11 protein-coding genes are annotated in these 18,222 nt (G+C 74.4%); 8 read left to right on the top strand and 3 right to left on the bottom strand.

Going from position 1 to position 18,222, the window contains the following annotated elements; translation table 11 throughout:
• The first annotated feature begins 20 nt into the window (after positions 1-20).
• The 3 genes from CLT75_RS11480 (at position 21) to CLT75_RS11470 (ending at position 2,421) form a co-directional block, all read left to right on the top strand.
• Positions 21-878: an SDR family NAD(P)-dependent oxidoreductase gene (locus CLT75_RS11480; protein WP_135240790.1), complete on the top strand. Its 858-nt coding sequence runs from the start codon at positions 21-23 to the stop codon at positions 876-878.
• Between the two features lie 89 nt (positions 879-967).
• Positions 968-1,912 (top strand): hypothetical protein, encoded by a 945-nt coding sequence (locus CLT75_RS11475; RefSeq protein ID WP_135240789.1) that lies wholly within the window; start codon positions 968-970, stop codon positions 1,910-1,912.
• Between the two features lie 47 nt (positions 1,913-1,959).
• The gene (locus CLT75_RS11470) at positions 1,960-2,421 is read left to right on the top strand and encodes an HAD domain-containing protein (protein WP_135240788.1); all 462 of its coding nucleotides are present in this window, start codon (positions 1,960-1,962) and stop codon (positions 2,419-2,421) included.
• Positions 2,422-2,446: 25 nt separating this feature from the next.
• On the opposite strand, the gene CLT75_RS11465 is transcribed toward CLT75_RS11470, so the two are convergent.
• Entirely contained in the window at positions 2,447-3,619 is a 1,173-nt protein-coding gene (locus tag CLT75_RS11465) for a hypothetical protein (RefSeq protein WP_486485136.1), read from the bottom strand.
• A gap of 269 nt (positions 3,620-3,888) precedes the next feature.
• Between CLT75_RS11465 and CLT75_RS11460 the strand changes: the two genes are divergently transcribed.
• The gene (locus tag CLT75_RS11460; RefSeq protein WP_135240786.1) at positions 3,889-4,515 is read left to right on the top strand and encodes a M23 family metallopeptidase; all 627 of its coding nucleotides are present in this window, start codon (positions 3,889-3,891) and stop codon (positions 4,513-4,515) included.
• A gap of 9 nt (positions 4,516-4,524) precedes the next feature.
• Here the strand turns inward: CLT75_RS11460 and CLT75_RS11455 are convergent, their stop codons facing one another.
• Positions 4,525-5,070: a DUF4260 domain-containing protein gene (locus tag CLT75_RS11455; protein WP_486485135.1), complete on the bottom strand. Its 546-nt coding sequence runs from the start codon at positions 5,068-5,070 to the stop codon at positions 4,525-4,527.
• A 21-nt stretch (positions 5,071-5,091) separates the two neighbouring features.
• On the opposite strand from CLT75_RS11455, the gene CLT75_RS11450 reads away from it, so the two are divergent.
• The 4 genes from CLT75_RS11450 to CLT75_RS11435 all read left to right on the top strand — a co-directional run bounded on the left by CLT75_RS11450 (position 5,092) and on the right by CLT75_RS11435 (position 15,262).
• Positions 5,092-5,631, top strand: a complete 540-nt coding sequence (locus tag CLT75_RS11450) for a DUF1697 domain-containing protein (protein ID WP_135240785.1) — start codon at positions 5,092-5,094, stop codon at positions 5,629-5,631.
• Positions 5,632-5,659: 28 nt separating this feature from the next.
• Positions 5,660-8,758, top strand: a complete 3,099-nt coding sequence (locus tag CLT75_RS11445) for an ATP-binding protein (RefSeq protein ID WP_486485134.1) — start codon at positions 5,660-5,662, stop codon at positions 8,756-8,758.
• A 117-nt stretch (positions 8,759-8,875) separates the two neighbouring features.
• Positions 8,876-10,591, top strand: a complete 1,716-nt coding sequence (gene mhpA, locus CLT75_RS11440) for a bifunctional 3-(3-hydroxy-phenyl)propionate/3-hydroxycinnamic acid hydroxylase MhpA (protein ID WP_135240784.1) — start codon at positions 8,876-8,878, stop codon at positions 10,589-10,591.
• Positions 10,592-11,005: 414 nt separating this feature from the next.
• Positions 11,006-15,262 carry an FG-GAP-like repeat-containing protein gene (locus tag CLT75_RS11435; protein ID WP_135240783.1) on the top strand — a complete coding sequence of 1,419 codons (4,257 nt, stop codon included), beginning with the start codon at positions 11,006-11,008 and terminating at the stop codon, positions 15,260-15,262.
• Positions 15,263-15,322: 60 nt separating this feature from the next.
• Here the strand turns inward: CLT75_RS11435 and CLT75_RS11430 are convergent, their stop codons facing one another.
• Positions 15,323-18,082, bottom strand: coding sequence for a matrixin family metalloprotease (locus CLT75_RS11430; protein ID WP_135240782.1), 2,760 nt, complete (start codon positions 18,080-18,082; stop codon positions 15,323-15,325).
• Positions 18,083-18,222: the final 140 nt, after the last annotated feature.

The following is an 18,222-nucleotide window of genomic DNA, read 5'->3' as shown; positions in this document are numbered from 1 at the left end:
CACCGAGATCGGGAGTTCCCATGCCTTACCCCACCGCAGGTCCGGCCACGTGGTTCGTCACCGGCACGTCCCGCGGCATCGGCCTCGCACTGGTCACGCAGTTGCTGGAGCGGGGCGACAACGTCGCGGCGACGACCCGCTCGACCGAGCGGCTCGTCGCGGCCCTCGGGCCGGTCGACAGCGAGCGGCTGCTTCCCCTCGAACTCGACCTGACCGACGAGGCGGCGGTGACGGCGGCCGTCCGGGCCACCACCGACCGTTTCGGCGGGATCGACGTCGTGGTCAACAACGCCGGCTACGGCTTCCTCGGCGCGGTCGAGGAGGCAGGCGACGCCGAGGTCCGGACGATGTTCGAGGTGCAGGTCTTCGGCGTCTGGAACGTGCTCCGCGCGGCCCTGCCCGGCATGCGCGCCGCCCGCAGCGGCCACATCGTCAACGTGTCCTCGATCCTGGGGCTGACCGCCTTCCCCGGCTGGGGCCTCTACTGCTCGGCGAAGTACGCCCTGGAGGGCCTGTCGGACTCGCTCGCGGCCGAGGTCGCGCACCTCGGCATCAACGTCACCGTCGTGGAGCCCGGGTACACGCGTACCGACTTCCTGCGCCCCTCGTCGCTCGGCCTGCCGGCGACCACCACCGACGGCTACGAGGCGATCCGCGAGATGACCGAGGCGCACCTGGCCATGCCCGGCACCCAGCTCGGCGACCCGGTCAAGGCCGCGGCCGCCATCATCGAGGTGGCAGTGGGCGGCAAGGCCCCGCTGCACCAGGTGCTCGGCTCCGACTCCTACGACCTGGCCAAGGCCCGCGTGGCGACGTTGCTCGCCGACATCGAGGCAGGCCGCGAACTCGCGCTCACCACTGACGTCGACGACGCCTGACCGCTTCGTGGACGGGTCGCGCGCTGCCGCGCAGCCGGACAGCTCGGCGTCGATCCGGTGTTGTCGGAGCGCGTGGCTATCCTTTCGCGGTGTCGTACGCCGATCTCACCTCCGCACAGTGGAACGACCTCTCCGACAGCGCCGCCGACCGGCTGGCGCAGGACATCGCCGGCCGGCACGAGCTGACAGTGGCCGGTGTGGAGACCAGGGCGTACGCGGGGCGGTCGCACCGCACGGCGTTGTTCGACCGCGGCGGGATGCGGTTCGCGCTCGTACCCGGCGGCCGCCCGGCGCTCGGCTACGACGCGGCCCGGTTCCGGCCCGCCGCGCACCAGGCCGCCGACTACGCCGACAGCGCCGCCGAGTTCGGCCTCCCGTCGCTGACCGAGTTCGTCGACGCGATGACGTCGCCCGCCCGCGACGTCGACATGCCGGCGATGCTGGTCGCGGTGGACGCCTTCGACCCGTGCGAGGTTCCGCTGGCACCGGACGACCCCCGCGTGCGGGAGCTGGTCGCGTCGGCCGGGGGCCGGTTCGGCGGGGTGCGCACCTTCCGGTCGGGTGACGGGCTGACCGTGGCGTTCGACCGGGCCGGGCAGGTGGTGCGCGCCCGGGCGATCCGCGAGGTCTCGTACGACGACGCGATGGCCGGGCTGGCTGACCTCGGCCTGCGCACGACCACTCCGGACGAGTGGGAGTGGGCGTGTGGCGCCGGTGCGGTGACACTGTTCCGCTGGGGCGACGACTGCCCCGGCGACGGCTATCCGTACGACCACAGGACCGGCCCGCACCGGCAGGACAACCTCTGGGGCCTGGCGATCGGGCAGGACCCCTACCGGCACGAGGCGACGACCGAGCGCACCGTCGTGTGCGGTGGCGACGGCGGCGGTGCCACCTGCGGCGGCAGCGGCTTCTTCCTGGGCTGGCTCACCCTGGCGACCGCGTACCGCGACGAGGATTTCGGCCGGTGGGCCGCCTCCGACGACGGATACGCCGACGAGATCCTGACCCGGCCCGTCATCGAGCTGGGCTGAGGCCCGGATGGACGCCCGGACCGGCGAACCCTCCGGCGCGGCGGGCGATGGCTGATCGTCCGCTGCTGTTCCTGGACGTCGACGGGACGCTCCTGCCCTTCGGCGGCTCCGCCGGGCCGTCGGAGGACGGCGCCAACCCACTGCTGGCGGGTCTGGACGCCGGCCACGGCCGGCGGCTCGCCGCGTTGCCGTGCGATCTCGTGTGGGCCACGACCTGGATGCACGACGCCAACGAGGTGCTCGCGCCGCGGCTCGGCCTGCCTCCGCTGCCGGTCGTCGACTGGCCGGACGACGAGGACGACGGCGGTCGGCTGCACTGGAAGACGCGGCGGCTGGTCGAGTGGGCCGCCGGACGCCGGTTCGTCTGGCTGGACGACGAGATCACCGACGCCGACCGGAGGTGGGTGGCAGGGAACCACGGCGCGCCGGCGCTGCTGCACCGCGTTGATGCCCGCCGAGGCCTCACCGACGCGGATTACCGACTCGTCGCGCGATGGCTGAGGGGATAGGACCTGGGGTCAGCGTTCGCGCGCCCTAAGCGACCCGATCGCGTGGCAACGCCCGGGTGGGCAGCACCAGGACCTTCCCGTCCTCCTTCTCGACAAGGCCGATCTCGACATCGGGCAGATCCGACACGGACACGGTCTCCTCGGCCGCGAGCTGACGCAGGCGGCCCGGCCATTCGAGCAGGTTGTTGACCTCGCCCTGGGTCAGCAGGCGATCGGTGAAGCTCTTGGTGGGTGCCCGCAGCCGCAGGTCCGCGAGGGCGTCGAGGAGCGCGCGCAGTTCGTCCTGGAGTTCGTCCACGCTCCGCTGCTCGTCCTGCAGCATCGCGGTGAAGCGGCGGAAACTGAGTTCGGGCGACTTCTGGGCGTGCTCGACGGCTTGCAGCACCGCGACCCGTCGCTTCGTCGCGATGGCCAGTGAGGCCAGCCGGAGTTCGACGCGGAAGGCGCCGTCGGGCTTGTCGATCCCGGGGAAGGCCTTGATGAGGTCGGCGACCTCCACGCCGTCGGAGGAGAACGCCGCGACCTTCGCCCGCCATGCGCCCGCCCTGCGTCGGGCGGCGGCGATGGCGGTGTCGACGGTGTGTACGGCCGCGTCCAGCCCGAGAGAATGTCCCGCCTCACCCTTGTCGAGCAGGAGGGCGGTCGCCCGTTCGACGGCCGCCGTCGCGCCGTGGAGGCGGTCGCGTTCCGCGTCGAGGTTCTCGGCGGTCAGCTCCTCGAGAAGCTCGGTGACCCTCTCCATGGCCTTACGACGCTGCTCTTCGGCGTACACGCTCGCGGCGGTCGCCACGGCGAGCAGGATGAACGATGCCGCGGCGGTGACGATACCGGCGGTGGTCGCCGCCTTCGCGGTGCCGCTCACCGCCCCCGTGACGCCTGGCCGGGACGCGTCGGCCGCCACCGGTACGAAGGTGGCCTTCTGCACGATGCCCGTCTTGCCGAGGATGTCGCCATGGATGCCACCCGCGACGGCCTTGGACGGCATGGACCGGACGAGACCGTCACCGAGCTGCGAGGCCACCGACCTCGGCACCACCATGCGGTACAGCGTCTCCGTCGACCCTGCGGCGGCCGTCGCCGCGGACCCGGCGTTCGGCGTCTTCAGCAGCCGCCGGAGCTCCATCGCGAGCGGCGACGCGGCGTCGAGGAGCCGTCCGCCTCGGACGTCCGTCGCCGGCGGAAGCGGGTACGCCTCCACCGTGACGAGCGGCGTGTCGAGGAACGCGGCGAGCGCCTGCCGCAGCCCGGCCAGCCGCTCCGGTGACATGCCCTTGTGGTCCACGGGAAGCTCCGCCGCCCGCGAGATCTTCCCAGGCTCCGTCGCCAGGGTCCACACCGGCACGTGCTGATGGTCCGTCACGCCGTTCCGCCGTTCCTAGTCGTGGCGAGCGCCATGAGACTAGCCAGTGCGTCGCTGATCGGCAGACCCGTGTCCGCCTCCGGACACCGCCTGTCATGCTCGAAACGATGACCACCGAGCGCCCCCGCGGCTCCCGCCTCCCGCGCGTCCTGCTGATCGTCGGCGTCCTCGGGGCGCTCGCCGCCGTCGCGGCGATCGTGGTGCCGCTGGTGCGACCGCCCGGCCCACGACCGGACTTCCAGCTCCCGGTGGCGTGCGGCGAGACGTGGCGGCTGTCCACCTATCCGGGGCACGACGACTACGACGTCGACCTCTTCCCGACCTCGGGGGAGGCGTGGGGGAGGCCGGTGCTCGCCTCCGCCGACGGCACCGTCACCGTCGCGGGGATCAACGGCTCGCTGGGTGGCCGTACCCCGCAGGATCCGGACGGGCCGCGCGGGCGCGGCGGCGGCTACTGGGTCAAGATCGACCACGGTGGCAAGTGGGAGACGCAGTACCTGCACCTGCTCGAACCGCCGTCGGTGCAGGCCGGTCAGCGGGTCTCCCGGGGTGAGCAGCTCGGGCGGGTCGGCAGCACCGGGAACTCCGGCGCTCCGCACCTGCACTACGAGCAGCGCCGGGGCTGGGAGAAGGTGGAGACCCACTTCGACGGCGTGCCGTCCGGGATCACGTCCGACGACCGCGAGTACTCGGTGCGCCTGACGAGCGCGAACTGCGTGCCGCCGCGCCAGTGACCGGAGCGGTCAGCGTCCGTCGGTGGCCGATCCGGTGCGGCGGGCCTTCCCGATCAGGCCGAGGTGGGTGTGCTCGAAGCCCTCGCCCGTCTTGAGGCCGTAACCCAGGGCGCGGTCGACGGCGATGTGGAACACCCACGCGACGGCCAGGACGCCGAGCCAGTCGATCCGCTCGCCGGACGCGGCCGCCGCCACGGCCACCGCGCCGAGCGCCGCCGGCAGCGCGTACGAGTGCGCCAGGTTGTAGCAGACGGCGCCGACGCGCGGCCCGCGCAGGTAGCCGAGCATGGACAGGTCGAAGACGAGGAAGAGGGCGAGCAGCGACCACCACGGGTATCCGGCCGCGACGGTCACGACGACGGCGAGGACAGCGACGACGGCGGCCTCGACGCGCTGCGTCGTGACGGGGTTGAGCTGCGGCATCTCCCACCTCGATGTCGGTGCCGGGGACCGGCGCGGAGGCGGCCGGCTCGCGCCGTCGGCCTGCCCGGACAGCGTACGCAGGCGACCGCCGGCCGGTGCGTCGAGGTCACGGACGTACCACGGTGACGCCACGGCCGGTTACCATCCCGAGTCATGGCGAGATACGTCGCTCTGCTGCGCGCGGTGAACATCGGTGGCGCCAGTTCCATGGCGATGAAGGAGCTGAAGGAGGTCTTCGTCTCCTGCGGCTTCGACCAGGTGGCGACCTACATCCAGAGCGGCAACGTGGTGTTCGGCTGCCCGGAGACCGACGAGGCCGCGATCCTGGCCGAGATCGGCCGGGGCATCACGCGGCGGTGGGGCCGGGACGTGCCGGTGCTGCTGCGCAGCCTGGCCGAGCTGGATGCGATGATCGCCGCGAATCCCTATGTCGACGCGCAGACCGATCTGACGAAGCTGCTGGTGACGATGCTCAGCAGCGACCCCGGCGCGGACAAGCAGGCGGCGCTCGCGTCCCCGCCCGGCGAGACCGGGACGCTGACGCTCGTCGGCCGGGACGTGTTCGTGCACGTGCCCGACGGGTACGGGCGCAGCAAGCTCGGCAACGCCTTCGTGGAGAAGAAGACGGGTGTGGTCGGGACGACACGCAACTGGCGCTCGGTGCTGAAGCTGCGCGAGATGGCGGCGGCCTGACCCGGCGCCGGACGAGACGGTCGTCGAGGTGACGGTGCAGTTCCGGGTGCTGGGTCCGCCGGAGGTCGTCCGGAACGGCCGCGTGGTGCCCCTCGGCGGCCCGAAGCAGCAGGCACTGCTGGCCCTGTTCCTGCTGCGCCCGAACCGGTTCGTCGCCGCCGACTGGCTGGTCGACGCGCTCTGGGACGGACGGCCGCCGGCCAGCGCCCAGACGACGCTGCGCACGTACGTCGCCGGGCTGCGCCGGGCCGTGGAACCGCAACGGTCCCACCGCGAGCCGGCGCGCATCCTGCGCAGCCACCCCCGGGGGTACGAGCTGCGGGTGGACGCCGACGCGGTGGACGCGGTCCGGTTCGGCGCCCTGGTGGAGCGGGCGGCGGACGCGCTCGCGGCCGGGCGGCCGGAGTCCGCCGAACGGACGTACACCGAGGCGCTGGCGTTGTGGCGCGGTGAGCCGCTGGCCGGCGTGGCCGACCTGGCCGCGGTGCGTCCGGAGGCGGCCCGGCTGGCCGAGCTGCGGGTCAGCGCCGAGGAGGGGCGGTTGACAGCGGCCGTCGCCGCGGGCCGGCACGCGACACTGCTGCCGGAGCTGCGCCGGTTCGTGTCGGCGCATCCGCTGCGCGAGGGCGCCCGGGCGCAGTTGATGCTGACGCTGTACCGGTCGGGGCGGCAGACCGAGGCGCTCGCCGTCTTCGACGAGGGCCGCCGGATCCTGGCCGGCGAGTACGGGATCGACCCGGGGGAGCAGATCCGGGCGGCGCACCGGCTGATCCTGGAGCAGGCCGTACCGCAGGACGGGAGCAGCCCCGCGGACACCGGCGGCCCGGCGGCCGCCGGGACGGACCCGGAGCGGGACGACGGGCCGCTCGTGGGGCGGGACGCGGAGCTGGACCGGCTGCGGGAGGCGCTGGACGCGGCGACCGGGCAGGGCGGGCGGGTGCTGACGCTGGTGGGGGAAGCCGGCATCGGCAAGACCAGCCTCGCCGCGGCGCTCGGCACCCGGGCCGCCGCGGCCGGCGTCCCGGTGGTCTGGGGTCGCTGTCCCGACGTGGGGCAGGCGCCGCCGTTCTGGCTGTGGAGCCAGGTGGTACGCGCGCTCGTGGCGCTGCCGCACACCCGCGCCGCCGGCTCGGCGAGCCGGCTGGACGGGTTCGCCACGGGCACGCCGAGCGGACCGGGCGACGATCGCGGACTGGACCCCACGGCACGCTTCCAGGTGTACGAGGCGGTGGCGGACCTGGTGCACGCGGCGGCCCGGGAGCGCGGGCTGCTCGTCGTCCTCGACGACCTGCACGCCGCCGACCCGGACTCGCTGCTGTTGCTGCGGTTCCTCGCCACCGCCCTGCCCGTGTCCCGGGTGCTGGTGGTCGCCACGCTGCGGCCGTACGACGACGATCCGGCCCTGGTGGCGACCGTCGCCGAGCTGGCGCGCGGACGCGGCTTCGGTCAGGTCCGGCTCGCCGGGCTGGACGCCGCGGCGGTCGCCGACCTGGTCCGGGACCGCACCGGCGTGGCGCCGCCGGAGCCGCAGGTGACCCGGCTCGTCACCCGCACCGGCGGGAACCCGTTCTTCCTCACCGAGCTGCTGCGGTCCCGGACCGACGCGGGCGCCGACGCGGAGCTGCCGCCGAGCATCCGCGACACGGTACGGCTGCGGCTGGCCGGGCTGCCCGCTGCCACCCGGCGCTGCCTCGACCTGCTCAGCGTCGCCGGACACGACCTGGACCTGGCGGTGCTGGCGGCGGCGCTGGACAGTACGGCCGAGGCGGTCGCCGAGGACCTCGCACCGGCGTACCAGGCCGCGCTGGTGGTCGAGACCGGGCCGGGCGCGCTCGCGTTCCGCCATCCGCTGATCGCCGAGGTCACCTACGCCGAGCTGGTCCCGCCGCGCCGGGCCGCGCTGCACGCCCGGCTGGCCACCGCGTACGAGCGGACCGCGGGCACCGCACCGGCGGAGCTGGCCCACCACTACGGCGAGGCGATCGGGCTGGGCCACGGCGAGGACCACCTGCGGTGGTCGCTGCGCGCCGCCGACGACGCCACCCGCCGGGTCGCCTACGAGGACGCGCTCGGCCACCTGGAACGCGCCGCGCTCCGGCTCGCCCCGGCCGCGCGGGTGTCGCCCGACGCGGCGCACACCGAGCTGACCGTCCAGTTGCACCGCGCGTCCCTGCTCCAGATGACAGTGGGTGTGGGCAGCGACGCCGTCGACCGGGTCTGCGCCCGGGCCCGCGAGCTGCTGACGCTCGTCGGACCGGACGCGGACATCCGCCACGCGCTCTGGGCACTCGGTGAGCTGGCCGCCAACCGGGCCGAGTTCGCGATCTGCGCCGACCTCGCCGGGCGGCTCGTCCGGGCACCCGACGACGGCAGCGGGCTGATCGCCGTCGCCGGGGAGTACCTGCTGGGCGCGGTCGGCTACTTCACCGGCCGGCAGGCCGACGGCGAGCGGCGGCTCACCGCCGGGATCGAGCGGCTGCGCACCGTCGACCGGGCGCTGCTGCGCCGCGAGGTGGGCCGCCGTCCGGTGCTGGCCTGCCACAACTTCCGGGCGCTCGTACGCTCGATGCGCGGCGACCCGGCCGGCGCGTGGGCGGACATCGCCGCCGCCGAGGCCCTCGCCGAGGAACTCGACGACCCGTACGGCCGCGCCAACGCGGCGCTCTACGCGGCCTGGCTGGCGATGCAGGAACACGACGTGGCGGCGGCCGACGCGGCGGGCCGGCGATGCCGGGACATCGGGCGGGACACCGGCCTGCCGCACATGGCCGCTACCGGCGCGTACTTCCTGGAGTGGGCCGCGGCGCGCGGCGGCGACCACGGCCGGCTCGGCGCGATGCGCGCCGCCGCCGACGAGTTCTACCGGCCCGGACTGCGGTCCACCCGGACCATCACGCTGTGCGCGATGGCCGAGGCGTACCTGACCGCCGGCCGTCCGGAGACCGCGGCGACGCTGGCCGGGGAGGCCCTGGCGGTGGCGGACCGGGTCGGCGAGCGCGTCTTCGTCGCGGAGCTGCACCGGATCCGCGGCACGGCCCGGCGCGACCGCGCGGAGTGGGACCTCGGCGCACGGATCGCCGCCGACCAGGGCGCGGGCCTGCTGCTGCCCCGGTTCGCCGCCTTCTGACCGGTGTGGAGGCCCGCCTCCACGCCGTCTCCACACCACTTCCACAGCGGACTGGTGCCCTGACCGGTGCCGGACGGCGGAGAACCGTCCGGGACCACGTTCCGAAGGGGCACCACGATGGAATCAGTTCAGCCGCCGGCTCACCAGGAGGTCCAGGAGGTCGAGGTCGCCGTCATCGGCTGCGGGCCGGTGGGCGCGCTCACCGCCAACCTGCTCGGCGCCCGCGGCGTCACCACGCTGGTCGTGGAGCGCAGCGCCACGCCGCACGGCCAGCCGCGGGCCTTCTCCTGCGACGACGAGGCGTTGCGCATCTACCAGCAGGCGGGCCTGCTCGACGAGATACGCGACGAGACGATCGCGCCGCCGCTCGTCGAGTACGTCAACGGCGCGGGCCGGGTCTTCGCCCGGATGAGGCTGTCCGAGACGGACTTCGGATACGGGCACGCGCCCCTGCGCTTCTTCGACCAGCCGCGCCTGGAACACACGCTGCGCGCCGGGCTGGACCGCTTCCCGCACGTCCGGCTCGCGCTCGGCACCGAGCTGGTCGGCCTGACCCAGGACGAGGACGGCGTGACCGTGCTGCTGTCCGACGTGGTCACCGGGCAGCGGCGGGCAGTCCGCGCCCGGTACGTGCTCGGCTGCGACGGCGCCCGCAGCGCCACCCGCGCCGCCGTCCGGATCCCGCTGTCCGGGGCGAGCTACGCCGAGCCGTGGCTGGCCGTCTCCGGCGACGTGCCGCCCGACGCGGTACGGGTACCGGACACCACGTTCGTCTGCGACTGGCGGCGCCCGGCCTTCGTGTCCCCCGGGGCGGCCGGCAGCTACCGGATGGAGTTCATGCTGCGCCCGGGCGAGACCGAGGACGAGATGCGGCGGCCGGAGACCATCGCCGCGCTCGTCTCGCCGTACGTCGACCCGGACCGGTTCGCCGTCACCCGGGCGGTGGTCTACACCTTCCACCACCTCGTCGCACAGCGGTGGCGGGAGGGACGGGTGTTCCTGCTCGGCGACGCCGCCCACCAGATGCCCCCGTTCATGGGCCAGGGCCTGTGCAGCGGCCTGCGCGACGCGGCGAACCTGGCGTGGAAGCTGTCGCTGGTGCTGTCCGGCGCCGCCGGCCCCGCCGTGCTCGACACGTACGAGACCGAGCGGCGTCCGCACACCGTGGAGATGGCGCGGACGAGCGTCCGGCTGGGACGCGTCTTCCTGGCCCGCAACCGGTTCACCGCCGGGGTGCGCGACGCCGCGCTGCGGGCGGTCCAGACGATCCCCCGGGTACGGCGGTTCGTGGAACGGTTCGAGTTCAAGCCGGTGCCGGCGTACCGGCGGGGCCTGATGGCCGGCGGCCGTCGCGAGGGCGTGGTCGGGACCATGTTCCCCCAGCCGCGGGTCCTCGTCCCGGGCGCGCCCGGGGAGCGTCTGCTCGACGAGGTGCTCGGCGACGGTTTCGCCGTGCTCGGCCGCGCCGGCGTGGCCGACCCGCTCGGCGCGTGGCGACCGGGGCTGCCGGTGCGGTTCGTCGCGGTCCACCCGTCCGGCACGCCGCTCGCCGACCTGCCGGATCCGCCTGCCGGCCCACCGGTGACCGGCCGGCCGGACCGGGTCGACGTGGTGGACGCCGACGGGGTGCTCGGCGGGTGGCTGCGGCGGCACGGCGCCGACCTGGTGGTGCTGCGGCCGGACCGGTTCGTGTTCGCCCTGGTCACGGCCGGTGGCGTCGAGCAGGCCGCACGGGACCTGTCGGCCGCCCTCGGCGTACCGCCGGACGGAGGCCGGACCCGGGCGGACACCTCGGGACTCGCGGTGGCCCCGGCAGGGCCCTCGTCGTCGTGACCGCTCTCATCGGCAGCCGCGCCGATCTCCCGGGCCCGCCGTCGCGGGGTGCAGGCGCGCGGCCAGGGCCGCGGCGGTCAGCAGGCCGGCGGTGCCGAGCCGGCTCGGCGTCCACGGCCGCGCGCAATCGTCTTCCCGACTCGACCGCCCGATGTGGCCGGACGGGCAGGGGGTTGTCTTGCGCGCGGGCAGAAAGATCCGGCACGCCGTTGCGCCGCCCTGGCCCGCCGACCCTGTAGCCGGACGTCCCCGGGGACGAGACTCGTACCGGACCGGCGGTGCCCCGTGTGCGGCACCCGGCCCGGGCGGCCGTCTCCCGGTCGATCCGATCGAGACCTCCCACTCTCCTACGACGATCGTGCGTCGCCGTCCGGCCTCACGCCGGACGGTCGTGCGCGCGGAAAGGTGGCAGTGATGCGTTCACGAAGATCAGGCCGGTGGGCCGCCGCGACGGCGGCCGCTCTGGCGGTGGTCCTGCTCGGGCCCGGGGCGACGGTGCCCGGCGCCGCGGCACCGGTCCGGGTCGCCGGCCCGCCGGGAGCGGGCCTCGTCGCCGGCTGCGAGACGTTCGGGTTCACGGCCATGCCGGCGGTCGCCGGTGTCGCCGGGCCCCGTGACGTCGAGGCGGTCGACACCAACCAGAACGGCTTCGACGACCTGCTCGTCGCGTCGGCGAGCGGTGACGGCGACGTGCACCAGCTCATCGCCGTCGGCAACGGGACGTTCCGCACGTCGACGACGCCCGGCGGCCGGCCCGAGGTCTATCCCGTTTCGGGCACGCCGCGCCGCATCACCGTCGGCTACTTCAACCGGGACGCCAAACCGGACTTCGCCGCCGCCACCACAGAGGGGGTGAGCATGTGGTACGGCAACGCCGGTAGCGACCCGACGTTCGGTCCGGGCGGGCTCCTGCTGGACGGTCGTAGTGTGGCGGACGTCGCGGTGGCCGACTTCGACCGCGATCTGCGGCCCGACCTCGCCGCCGCCGACCCCCGGATCCAGTCCGATCCGGACGACGACCGGGTGCTGGTGTTCCGCAACCTCAACGGCACCTTCGACGAGCGGTTCCTCCTCGGCGACCAGCCGTCATACGTCAGCCCCTATTTCCTCGCCGCCGGCGACCTGACCGGTAACGGCGTGCCCGACGTGCTGCTCAGCAGCTACGGGCAGGGCACGGTCTCGGTGATCCGTGACGGCAAGAACAGCCCCGCGCCCCGGCTCGAAGGGCTGGGCGAGGCGTTGCAGCCGGCGATCGCCGACTTCGACCTCGACGGCCGGCTCGACGCGGCCGTCGCGATCCTCGGCGAGGACCGGATCCGGTTGTGGAGCGACTTCCGCGACCCGCCGTCCGGCGGCTTCCCGCCGGCGCCCCGGGAACTGCCGTCGCTGGATCTGGGGCCGCTGACCCCGGGACGCGAGGGCCCGCACGACGTGGACGTCGCCGACGTCAACCGGGACGGCCGCCCGGACCTGGTGGTGGTCGGCTACGCCAGCCGGGCGGTCTACGTCTTCCCGGGCCGTGGCGACGGCACGTTCGGCACCCCGGCCGTCCTGGCGGCGGGCAGCCGGCCGGTGCAGGCGGCAGTGGGCCGGTTCGACAACAACCAGTCCCTCGACGTGGCAGTCCTGGACGAGGTCGACAACACCCTGCGCGTCTACCTGAACACCTGCACCGCACCCGGGCCGAACCTGACGGTGAACGGGGTGGAGGCCACCCAGGTCATCCAGGACCTGGGCAACTCCGTCGACCTGGTCGCCGACCGCCGCACCGTCGTGCGGGCGTACGTCGGCACCGACGCACAGACGCCCGCGGTGACGGCCGCCCTGCACGGGTTCCGGGCCGACGGCACGTCGCTGGGCCCGCCGCTCGCCCCGGCGAACCCGGGCCGCCTGCTGGTGCCCGATCGGACGGTGCGACGCGGACAGCTGGGCGGCGGGTTCCTGTTCGAGCTGCCCACCGCGTGGACGAGCGAGGGCGAGGTCAGGCTACGAGTCGAGATCAACCCGGACCGCCGGGTCACCGAGCCCGACTACCTGGACAACGTGGCCGAGCGCACGGTGCGCTTCCAGGCGTCCGAACCGGTACGCGTCAAGCTGATCCGGCTCGGTTACCAGCGCGACGGGCAGACCGTGCTGCCTCCCGAGGCCGACCTGGACCGGGCCGAGTCGCTGCTGCGGCGGACCCTGCCGACGAGCCGGCTGGAGGTCACCCGCGCCGACTACCGCACCGACGAGCCGTTCCGCTGGATCGGCGACGACAGCTACTACCGCGACGCCTCGGACGCGCGCTCGGTGCTGAATAACTACCTGAACGCCACGGCGGGGACGCGGGAACCCGGCGTCCACCACCTCGTCATGGTGAACCGGAACCAGATGGGCGGCATCGCCGACGGCATCCCCGGATGGGTGGCGGTCGGCGGGTCGCACGATCCCACGATCATCCTGCACGAGCTGGGGCACCTGCTCGGCGCGCAGCACGTGGAGTGCACCGACGACCCCGACGACGAGACCGGGCGGCGAACCTATCCGTACCCGCGCGGCACCATCGGCGGGCCGGACCCGGCGAATCCCAGCTTCGCCGGCTACGACATCGGCGACTACTCGGTCGGGGCTCCGCGCCGGGTCGTCTGGGCGCCGGACACCAGCCCGCCGGTCGCCGACATGATGAGCTACTGCCGGAGCAAGTGGATCTCCGATGACCTGTGGCGGCTGTGGCGCAACCGCGTCCAGAACCCGCCCGCCCAGCAGGGCGCGACGGGTGACCTGCTGGCACTGTCCGGCGCCGTCGGCGACGGTGACGCCACCCTCACCGGGCAGCGGCTGACCCGCACCACCGACCGCCCGGCCACCACGCCCGGCCCGTACGCGCTGCGGCTGCTCGACGCCGCCGGGGCGACGCTCGCCGAGCACCCGTTCACCCCGGGGGCGGCCACCGAGCACGCCGCGACACGTCCCTTCCACGAGGTCGTCGACTTCGTCCCCGGCACCCGCCGGGTGACGCTCGTGGACACCCGCGCCGGGCGGAACCTCGCCACCCTCGCGGTCTCGGCGAACCCGCCCGTCGTGGCGCTGGCGGGCGAGGCGCCACCCGCGTCGGTACCGGCCGCCGGGCCGGTCACGGTGGGCTGGAACGCCGGCGACGCCGACGGCGGCCCGGTCACCGCGAGCGTCCTGTACAGCCCGGACGGGGCCGACGACTGGCGGGTGCTGGCAGCCGGGCTCACCGGGACGTCGTACACAGTGGACGCCGCGCAGCTCGCGGGCACCGGCGGCGCGGCCACCGGCCGGCTGCGGGTGCGGGTCACCGACGGGGTGAACACCGCCGACGCGACGAGCGGCCCGCTCACCGTCGCCGGCAAGAACCCGGCGGTACGGATCACCGCTCCGCTGGGCGGCACGTTCTTCGCCACCGGGCAGACGGTCACGCTCGCCGCGTCCGTCACCGACCCGGAACAGGGCGACCTGGACGGGCCGGCGGTGCGCTGGACCTCCGACCGCGACGGCGACCTCGGCACCGGCGCCACCCGTACCCCGGGTCAGCTCAGCGAGGGACGGCACGTCGTCACCGTCACCGCCACCGACGCCGACGGCCTGCGGGCCACCGCGCGTACCGAGGTGACTGTGGGCCGGGTCCTGCCGGCCGGTGGCCCGCCCACCGCCGACGCCGGACCGGACCGGGCCGCCGCCGAGGGCGACACCGTCACCCTCGACGCGACCCGGACCACGGATCCGGACGGCGACCCGGTGACCCTGTCCTGGGCGGTGCTCGCCCAGCCGGACCGTGGTGGGCTCGGCGGCGGCCTGCGGCTGGACGGCCCGGCCCGCACGCCGTCGTTCCGCGCCGACCGGGCCGGCACGTACCGGCTGGAACTGAGCGCCACCGACGCCCGCCACGGCACCACCACCGACACGGTGACCGTCACCGTGTCGAACCGGCCGGTCGAGGTGAGCCCGATCGCGCTCGACGAGGAGCTGCGGGTGGCCGGTCCGGTCACCGTGCGGGCCACGTTCACCGACCCGGGCGTGCCGGACACCCACCGGTGCGCCGTCGACTGGGACGGCGAGGGTCCGGCCCCGGCCACGCCCGGCGTGGTCAGCGAGGACCGCAACGAGGGCGGCTGCGTCGCCACCGGCGATCTGCGGCCCGGCGTGCACGTCGCGCGCCTCACCGTGACCGGCGACGACGGCGGAACCGGGCAGCAGACGGTACGGATCGTGGTCTACGACCCGTCGGACGTGACGGTCGCCGGCGCAGGTGCGATCGTCTCACCGGCGGGCGCGCTCAGCGCCGACGTGGCCGCCACCGGGCCGGGGGAGTTCGCCTTCGTCACGGGCCTGGTGAAGGGCTCACCCACGCCGTTCGGCGCGACCACCTTCCGGCTGCCGGGACGCGAGTTCACGTTCGCCGGTACGACACACGAGCGCCTGACCGTCGCCGGATCGGTGGGCCGGTACGGAGGTGAGGGCACGGTGAACGGCCGGCCGGGGTACGCGTACCAGCTCACGGTCGCCGACGCCCCGGACGGACGTGACGTGGACCGGTTCCGGATCAGGATCTGGGAGAGCGACGGAGGGCGCGTCGTCTACGACAGCGGCCGGGGCGCACCGGACGATCTCGACCCGGCGCACCTGCAACCGCTGAACCAGGGCCGCGTCGTGGTCGTCGGCTAGCCCGGTGTCCCTCCCGCCGTCCGCCACCGGCAAAGGGCGGACGGCGGGAGGGAGCACCCGTCACACCACGTCGGACACCCGGGTCAGGTTGGTCCGCTGCCAGTCGTGGTCGCCGAGCGGACGGGACAGCAACTGGATGTTGCCGTTCGCCGCCGTGTAGGTGATCTGGAGCCGGTCGCCGCCCAGCCACACCGACAGCACGCTGCGCCCCACCGGCGGCATCCCGTCGATCTGCACCCGCTCGGCCTGCCACGTGTCACCGTCGCCGGTCAGCTCCCACAGGCCGCCGTCGAAGTCGGCGAAGACCAGCAGCCAGCCGTCGGGCGCGCCGTCCGTGCCGGGCAGCCGCTGTACCGCCGACGCGCTGCACTCGGGCAGGCCGAGTTCCGCTGTCAGCGACCGGGTGTGCCAGGCGCCGTCGTCGCCGACGGCGTACATCCGGATGTCCTGCCGGTGGTCGAGGCCGAACACCCGGTGCCGCTCGCCGGCGCGGTGTTCGCCCCACACCGGCATCATGGTCAGCGGCAGCGGGTTCTCCGCCTGGGTGGCCCAGGTCAGCGAGATCTGCCCCCAGCCGTCCGGGCCCTCCCACAGCATCCGCAGGTGCTCCTCGGCGTCCCGGCAGACGATCACGTCGAGGCCGGTGACGCCGTCGACGTACCCGTAGGGCGTGCCGTCGGCCGCGACCGCGCCCGCCACCGACACGTCCTGCCAGACCCAGCCCTGCCCGGGCGCCTGGGACAGCCGGATCGTCCGGCCGTCGGTCGCGCTGTAGACGACCCGCTGGGTGTCGCCGTTGCGGTAGGCGTGCGGGCCGTACCGCACGGCGGGCGGGCCGCCGCTGTCCTGCGTCAGGTCACCCCACCACCACTGGCCCTGGTCGTACCAGATCTGGTGGACGTGGCCGCCGTCCCCGGCGTAGACGTACGACGGCACGCCGTCGTGGGCGAAGAACGGCGACGGGGCGGTGCCGCGGGCCATCCGGGGCGCGCCGACGTCCGCGGTGAGCCGCGTCCACGTCCACCCGTCGCCGTCCGGGTAGTGCACCACGAGGTGCCGCTCGCAGTCGGAGTACGCGACGTGGTCCACGCCGGGCAGCACCCGGATGCCGACGCCGTCGGTGAACGGCAGCCGCCCGTACATGGCGAACAGGCCGTTGCGGTCGTCGGACTTGGGCACCCGGTACCAGCTCGCGTTGCGGTGCATCACGTTGCCGCTCTTGCCGTGGTTGAGCCCGAACGCGTGGCCGATCTCGTGCGTGGCGACGTGCCGGAAGTCGGGCCCGTGCAGGTCGACGTCGAAGTACCCGTGCGCGTCCCAGTTGATCTTCCGGTTGAAGATGACCGGAAGCTGGCCGCCCGCGTCGGGCCAGCCGGGAGCGGCACCCCACTTGGTCACCGCGTAGACGGTCCGGAACCAGCCGGTGTCGTGGAAGACCGGGTCGTCGCCGACGGAGAAGACGATGTCCGCCTGCGCCGGGTCGAAGACGCGGGTGAACTCGAACGGCCCGTACCAGTTCTCGCCCAGCACCTCGCGCCACACGTCGAACGACACCTGGATCAGCTCGTGCCTCAGCGCGTCGGTGAACTCGTCGCGGGCGTACGGCATCGTCATGTCACCGAGGTGGTAGGTCAGGTTCGTGTGCCGGAAGTGGTGTCCCTCCAGGACGAAACTCGCCGCCGCCGGCCGGTCCGGGGTGCCGCAGCCGGGCGCGGTCAGATGGGCGGCGGTGACGGCGTCGGGCCGCCCGGTCACCGGCAGCCCGTGGAACGTCTGGTACGCCCGGATCGCCGCGCCCAGCCCGGCGGCGGGGGCGAACCCCGCCTCGGTGAGCAGCGTGGCGACCGCGTCCAGGGGCAGGTCCGCCACGTCCGGGCGGATCAGCGACACCGTGCCGTCCGCCACGTCGCCCACGTACGCGGTGCCGTCGGCGGTGACCGCCACCGCGTACGGGGCGTGGCCGGTGGTGATCGGGTCGAGCGTGCGCGGCGCGTACGGGTTTGTGGTGTCGACGAGCTGGGCGCCCTTGTCGGTCGCCAGCCAGGCCCGGGACAGCCCCGGCACGGCCGCGAGGTCGCGCACGCCGGCGGCGCTCACCACCGCGCCCAGCCGTGCGCCGGTGTCCGGATCGTGCACGCCGACCAGCGGGTGCACGGTGCCGCCGCCGAGCGAACCGAGGTAGATCATCCCGTCGTGCGCGACTGCCAGCTCGCCCGGCTGGAGGTGGGCGGGCTCGACCGGCGCCACGGTGAGCGTCCCGTCCGGGCGCAGCACGGCGAGCGCGTCGTCGGCCGGCACGAGGCCCTTGACGTACAGCGCCGCGTAGACGGTGCCGTCCGGTGCCACCGCGAGACGGTTCGGCGCCGACGGCAGCGCCACCACCCGCCGCTGGGTGGTGTCGGCCAGCTCGATGACGTGCAGGCGCCGGTGCGCCCAGTCGGCGACGTACAGCAGGTCGGCCACCGAATCCACGGCGATCGCGATCAGCCCGAAACCGATCGGGATGTCGGTGACCGTCCCGGTGGCCAGGTCGCACCGGGAGACGCTGTAGCTCTGCACCCCCCGGTTCATCACGTACGCCTGCCCGCGGCCGGGGTGCCAGGCCACCGCGCGGGGCTCGTGACCGACCGCGAGGGACGGCCGGACCGGGGCGAGGGTACGGGGATCGAGGACGTGCAGCCGCCCCGCGCCGGACGCGGGGTAGTGGGCGACGAGCAGCGTCGTGCCGGTGTCGGTGATGGCGTGCACCGAGCCGGGATCCCCGGCGGTGCCGAGGGCGACCTGGAGCTGAGGCGGTGGGGTGGGGGCGGGTGTGGTCATGACGTCCTCCACTGGACGTGAGTGCTTCGCGACCCACCGTAGGACTGTGCGTCTGACCTGCGGATTCTTCGTCGTTGATCCGGCAGTGTCGATGTGTGGGGCCTTGCCGAGATCCGTTCACGAGCGTAGGAAGAACACCA

Source organism: Micromonospora sp. CNZ285 (assembly GCF_004637285.1).
This window is presented reverse-complemented; position numbering and strand designations above follow the sequence as displayed.

Excerpts from the sequence above, each read along its gene's own strand:
- CLT75_RS11480 (WP_135240790.1), top strand. The coding sequence starts at position 21 with ATGCCTTACCCCACCGCAGGTCCGGCCACGTGGTTCGTCACCGGCACG.
- CLT75_RS11470 (WP_135240788.1), top strand. The coding sequence starts at position 1,960 with ATGGCTGATCGTCCGCTGCTGTTCCTGGACGTCGACGGGACGCTCCTG.
- CLT75_RS11460 (WP_135240786.1), top strand. The coding sequence starts at position 3,889 with ATGACCACCGAGCGCCCCCGCGGCTCCCGCCTCCCGCGCGTCCTGCTG.
- CLT75_RS11450 (WP_135240785.1), top strand. The coding sequence starts at position 5,092 with ATGGCGAGATACGTCGCTCTGCTGCGCGCGGTGAACATCGGTGGCGCC.
- mhpA (WP_135240784.1), top strand. The coding sequence starts at position 8,876 with ATGGAATCAGTTCAGCCGCCGGCTCACCAGGAGGTCCAGGAGGTCGAG.
- CLT75_RS11435 (WP_135240783.1), top strand. The coding sequence starts at position 11,006 with ATGCGTTCACGAAGATCAGGCCGGTGGGCCGCCGCGACGGCGGCCGCT.
- CLT75_RS11430 (WP_135240782.1), bottom strand. The coding sequence starts at position 18,082 with ATGACCACACCCGCCCCCACCCCACCGCCTCAGCTCCAGGTCGCCCTC.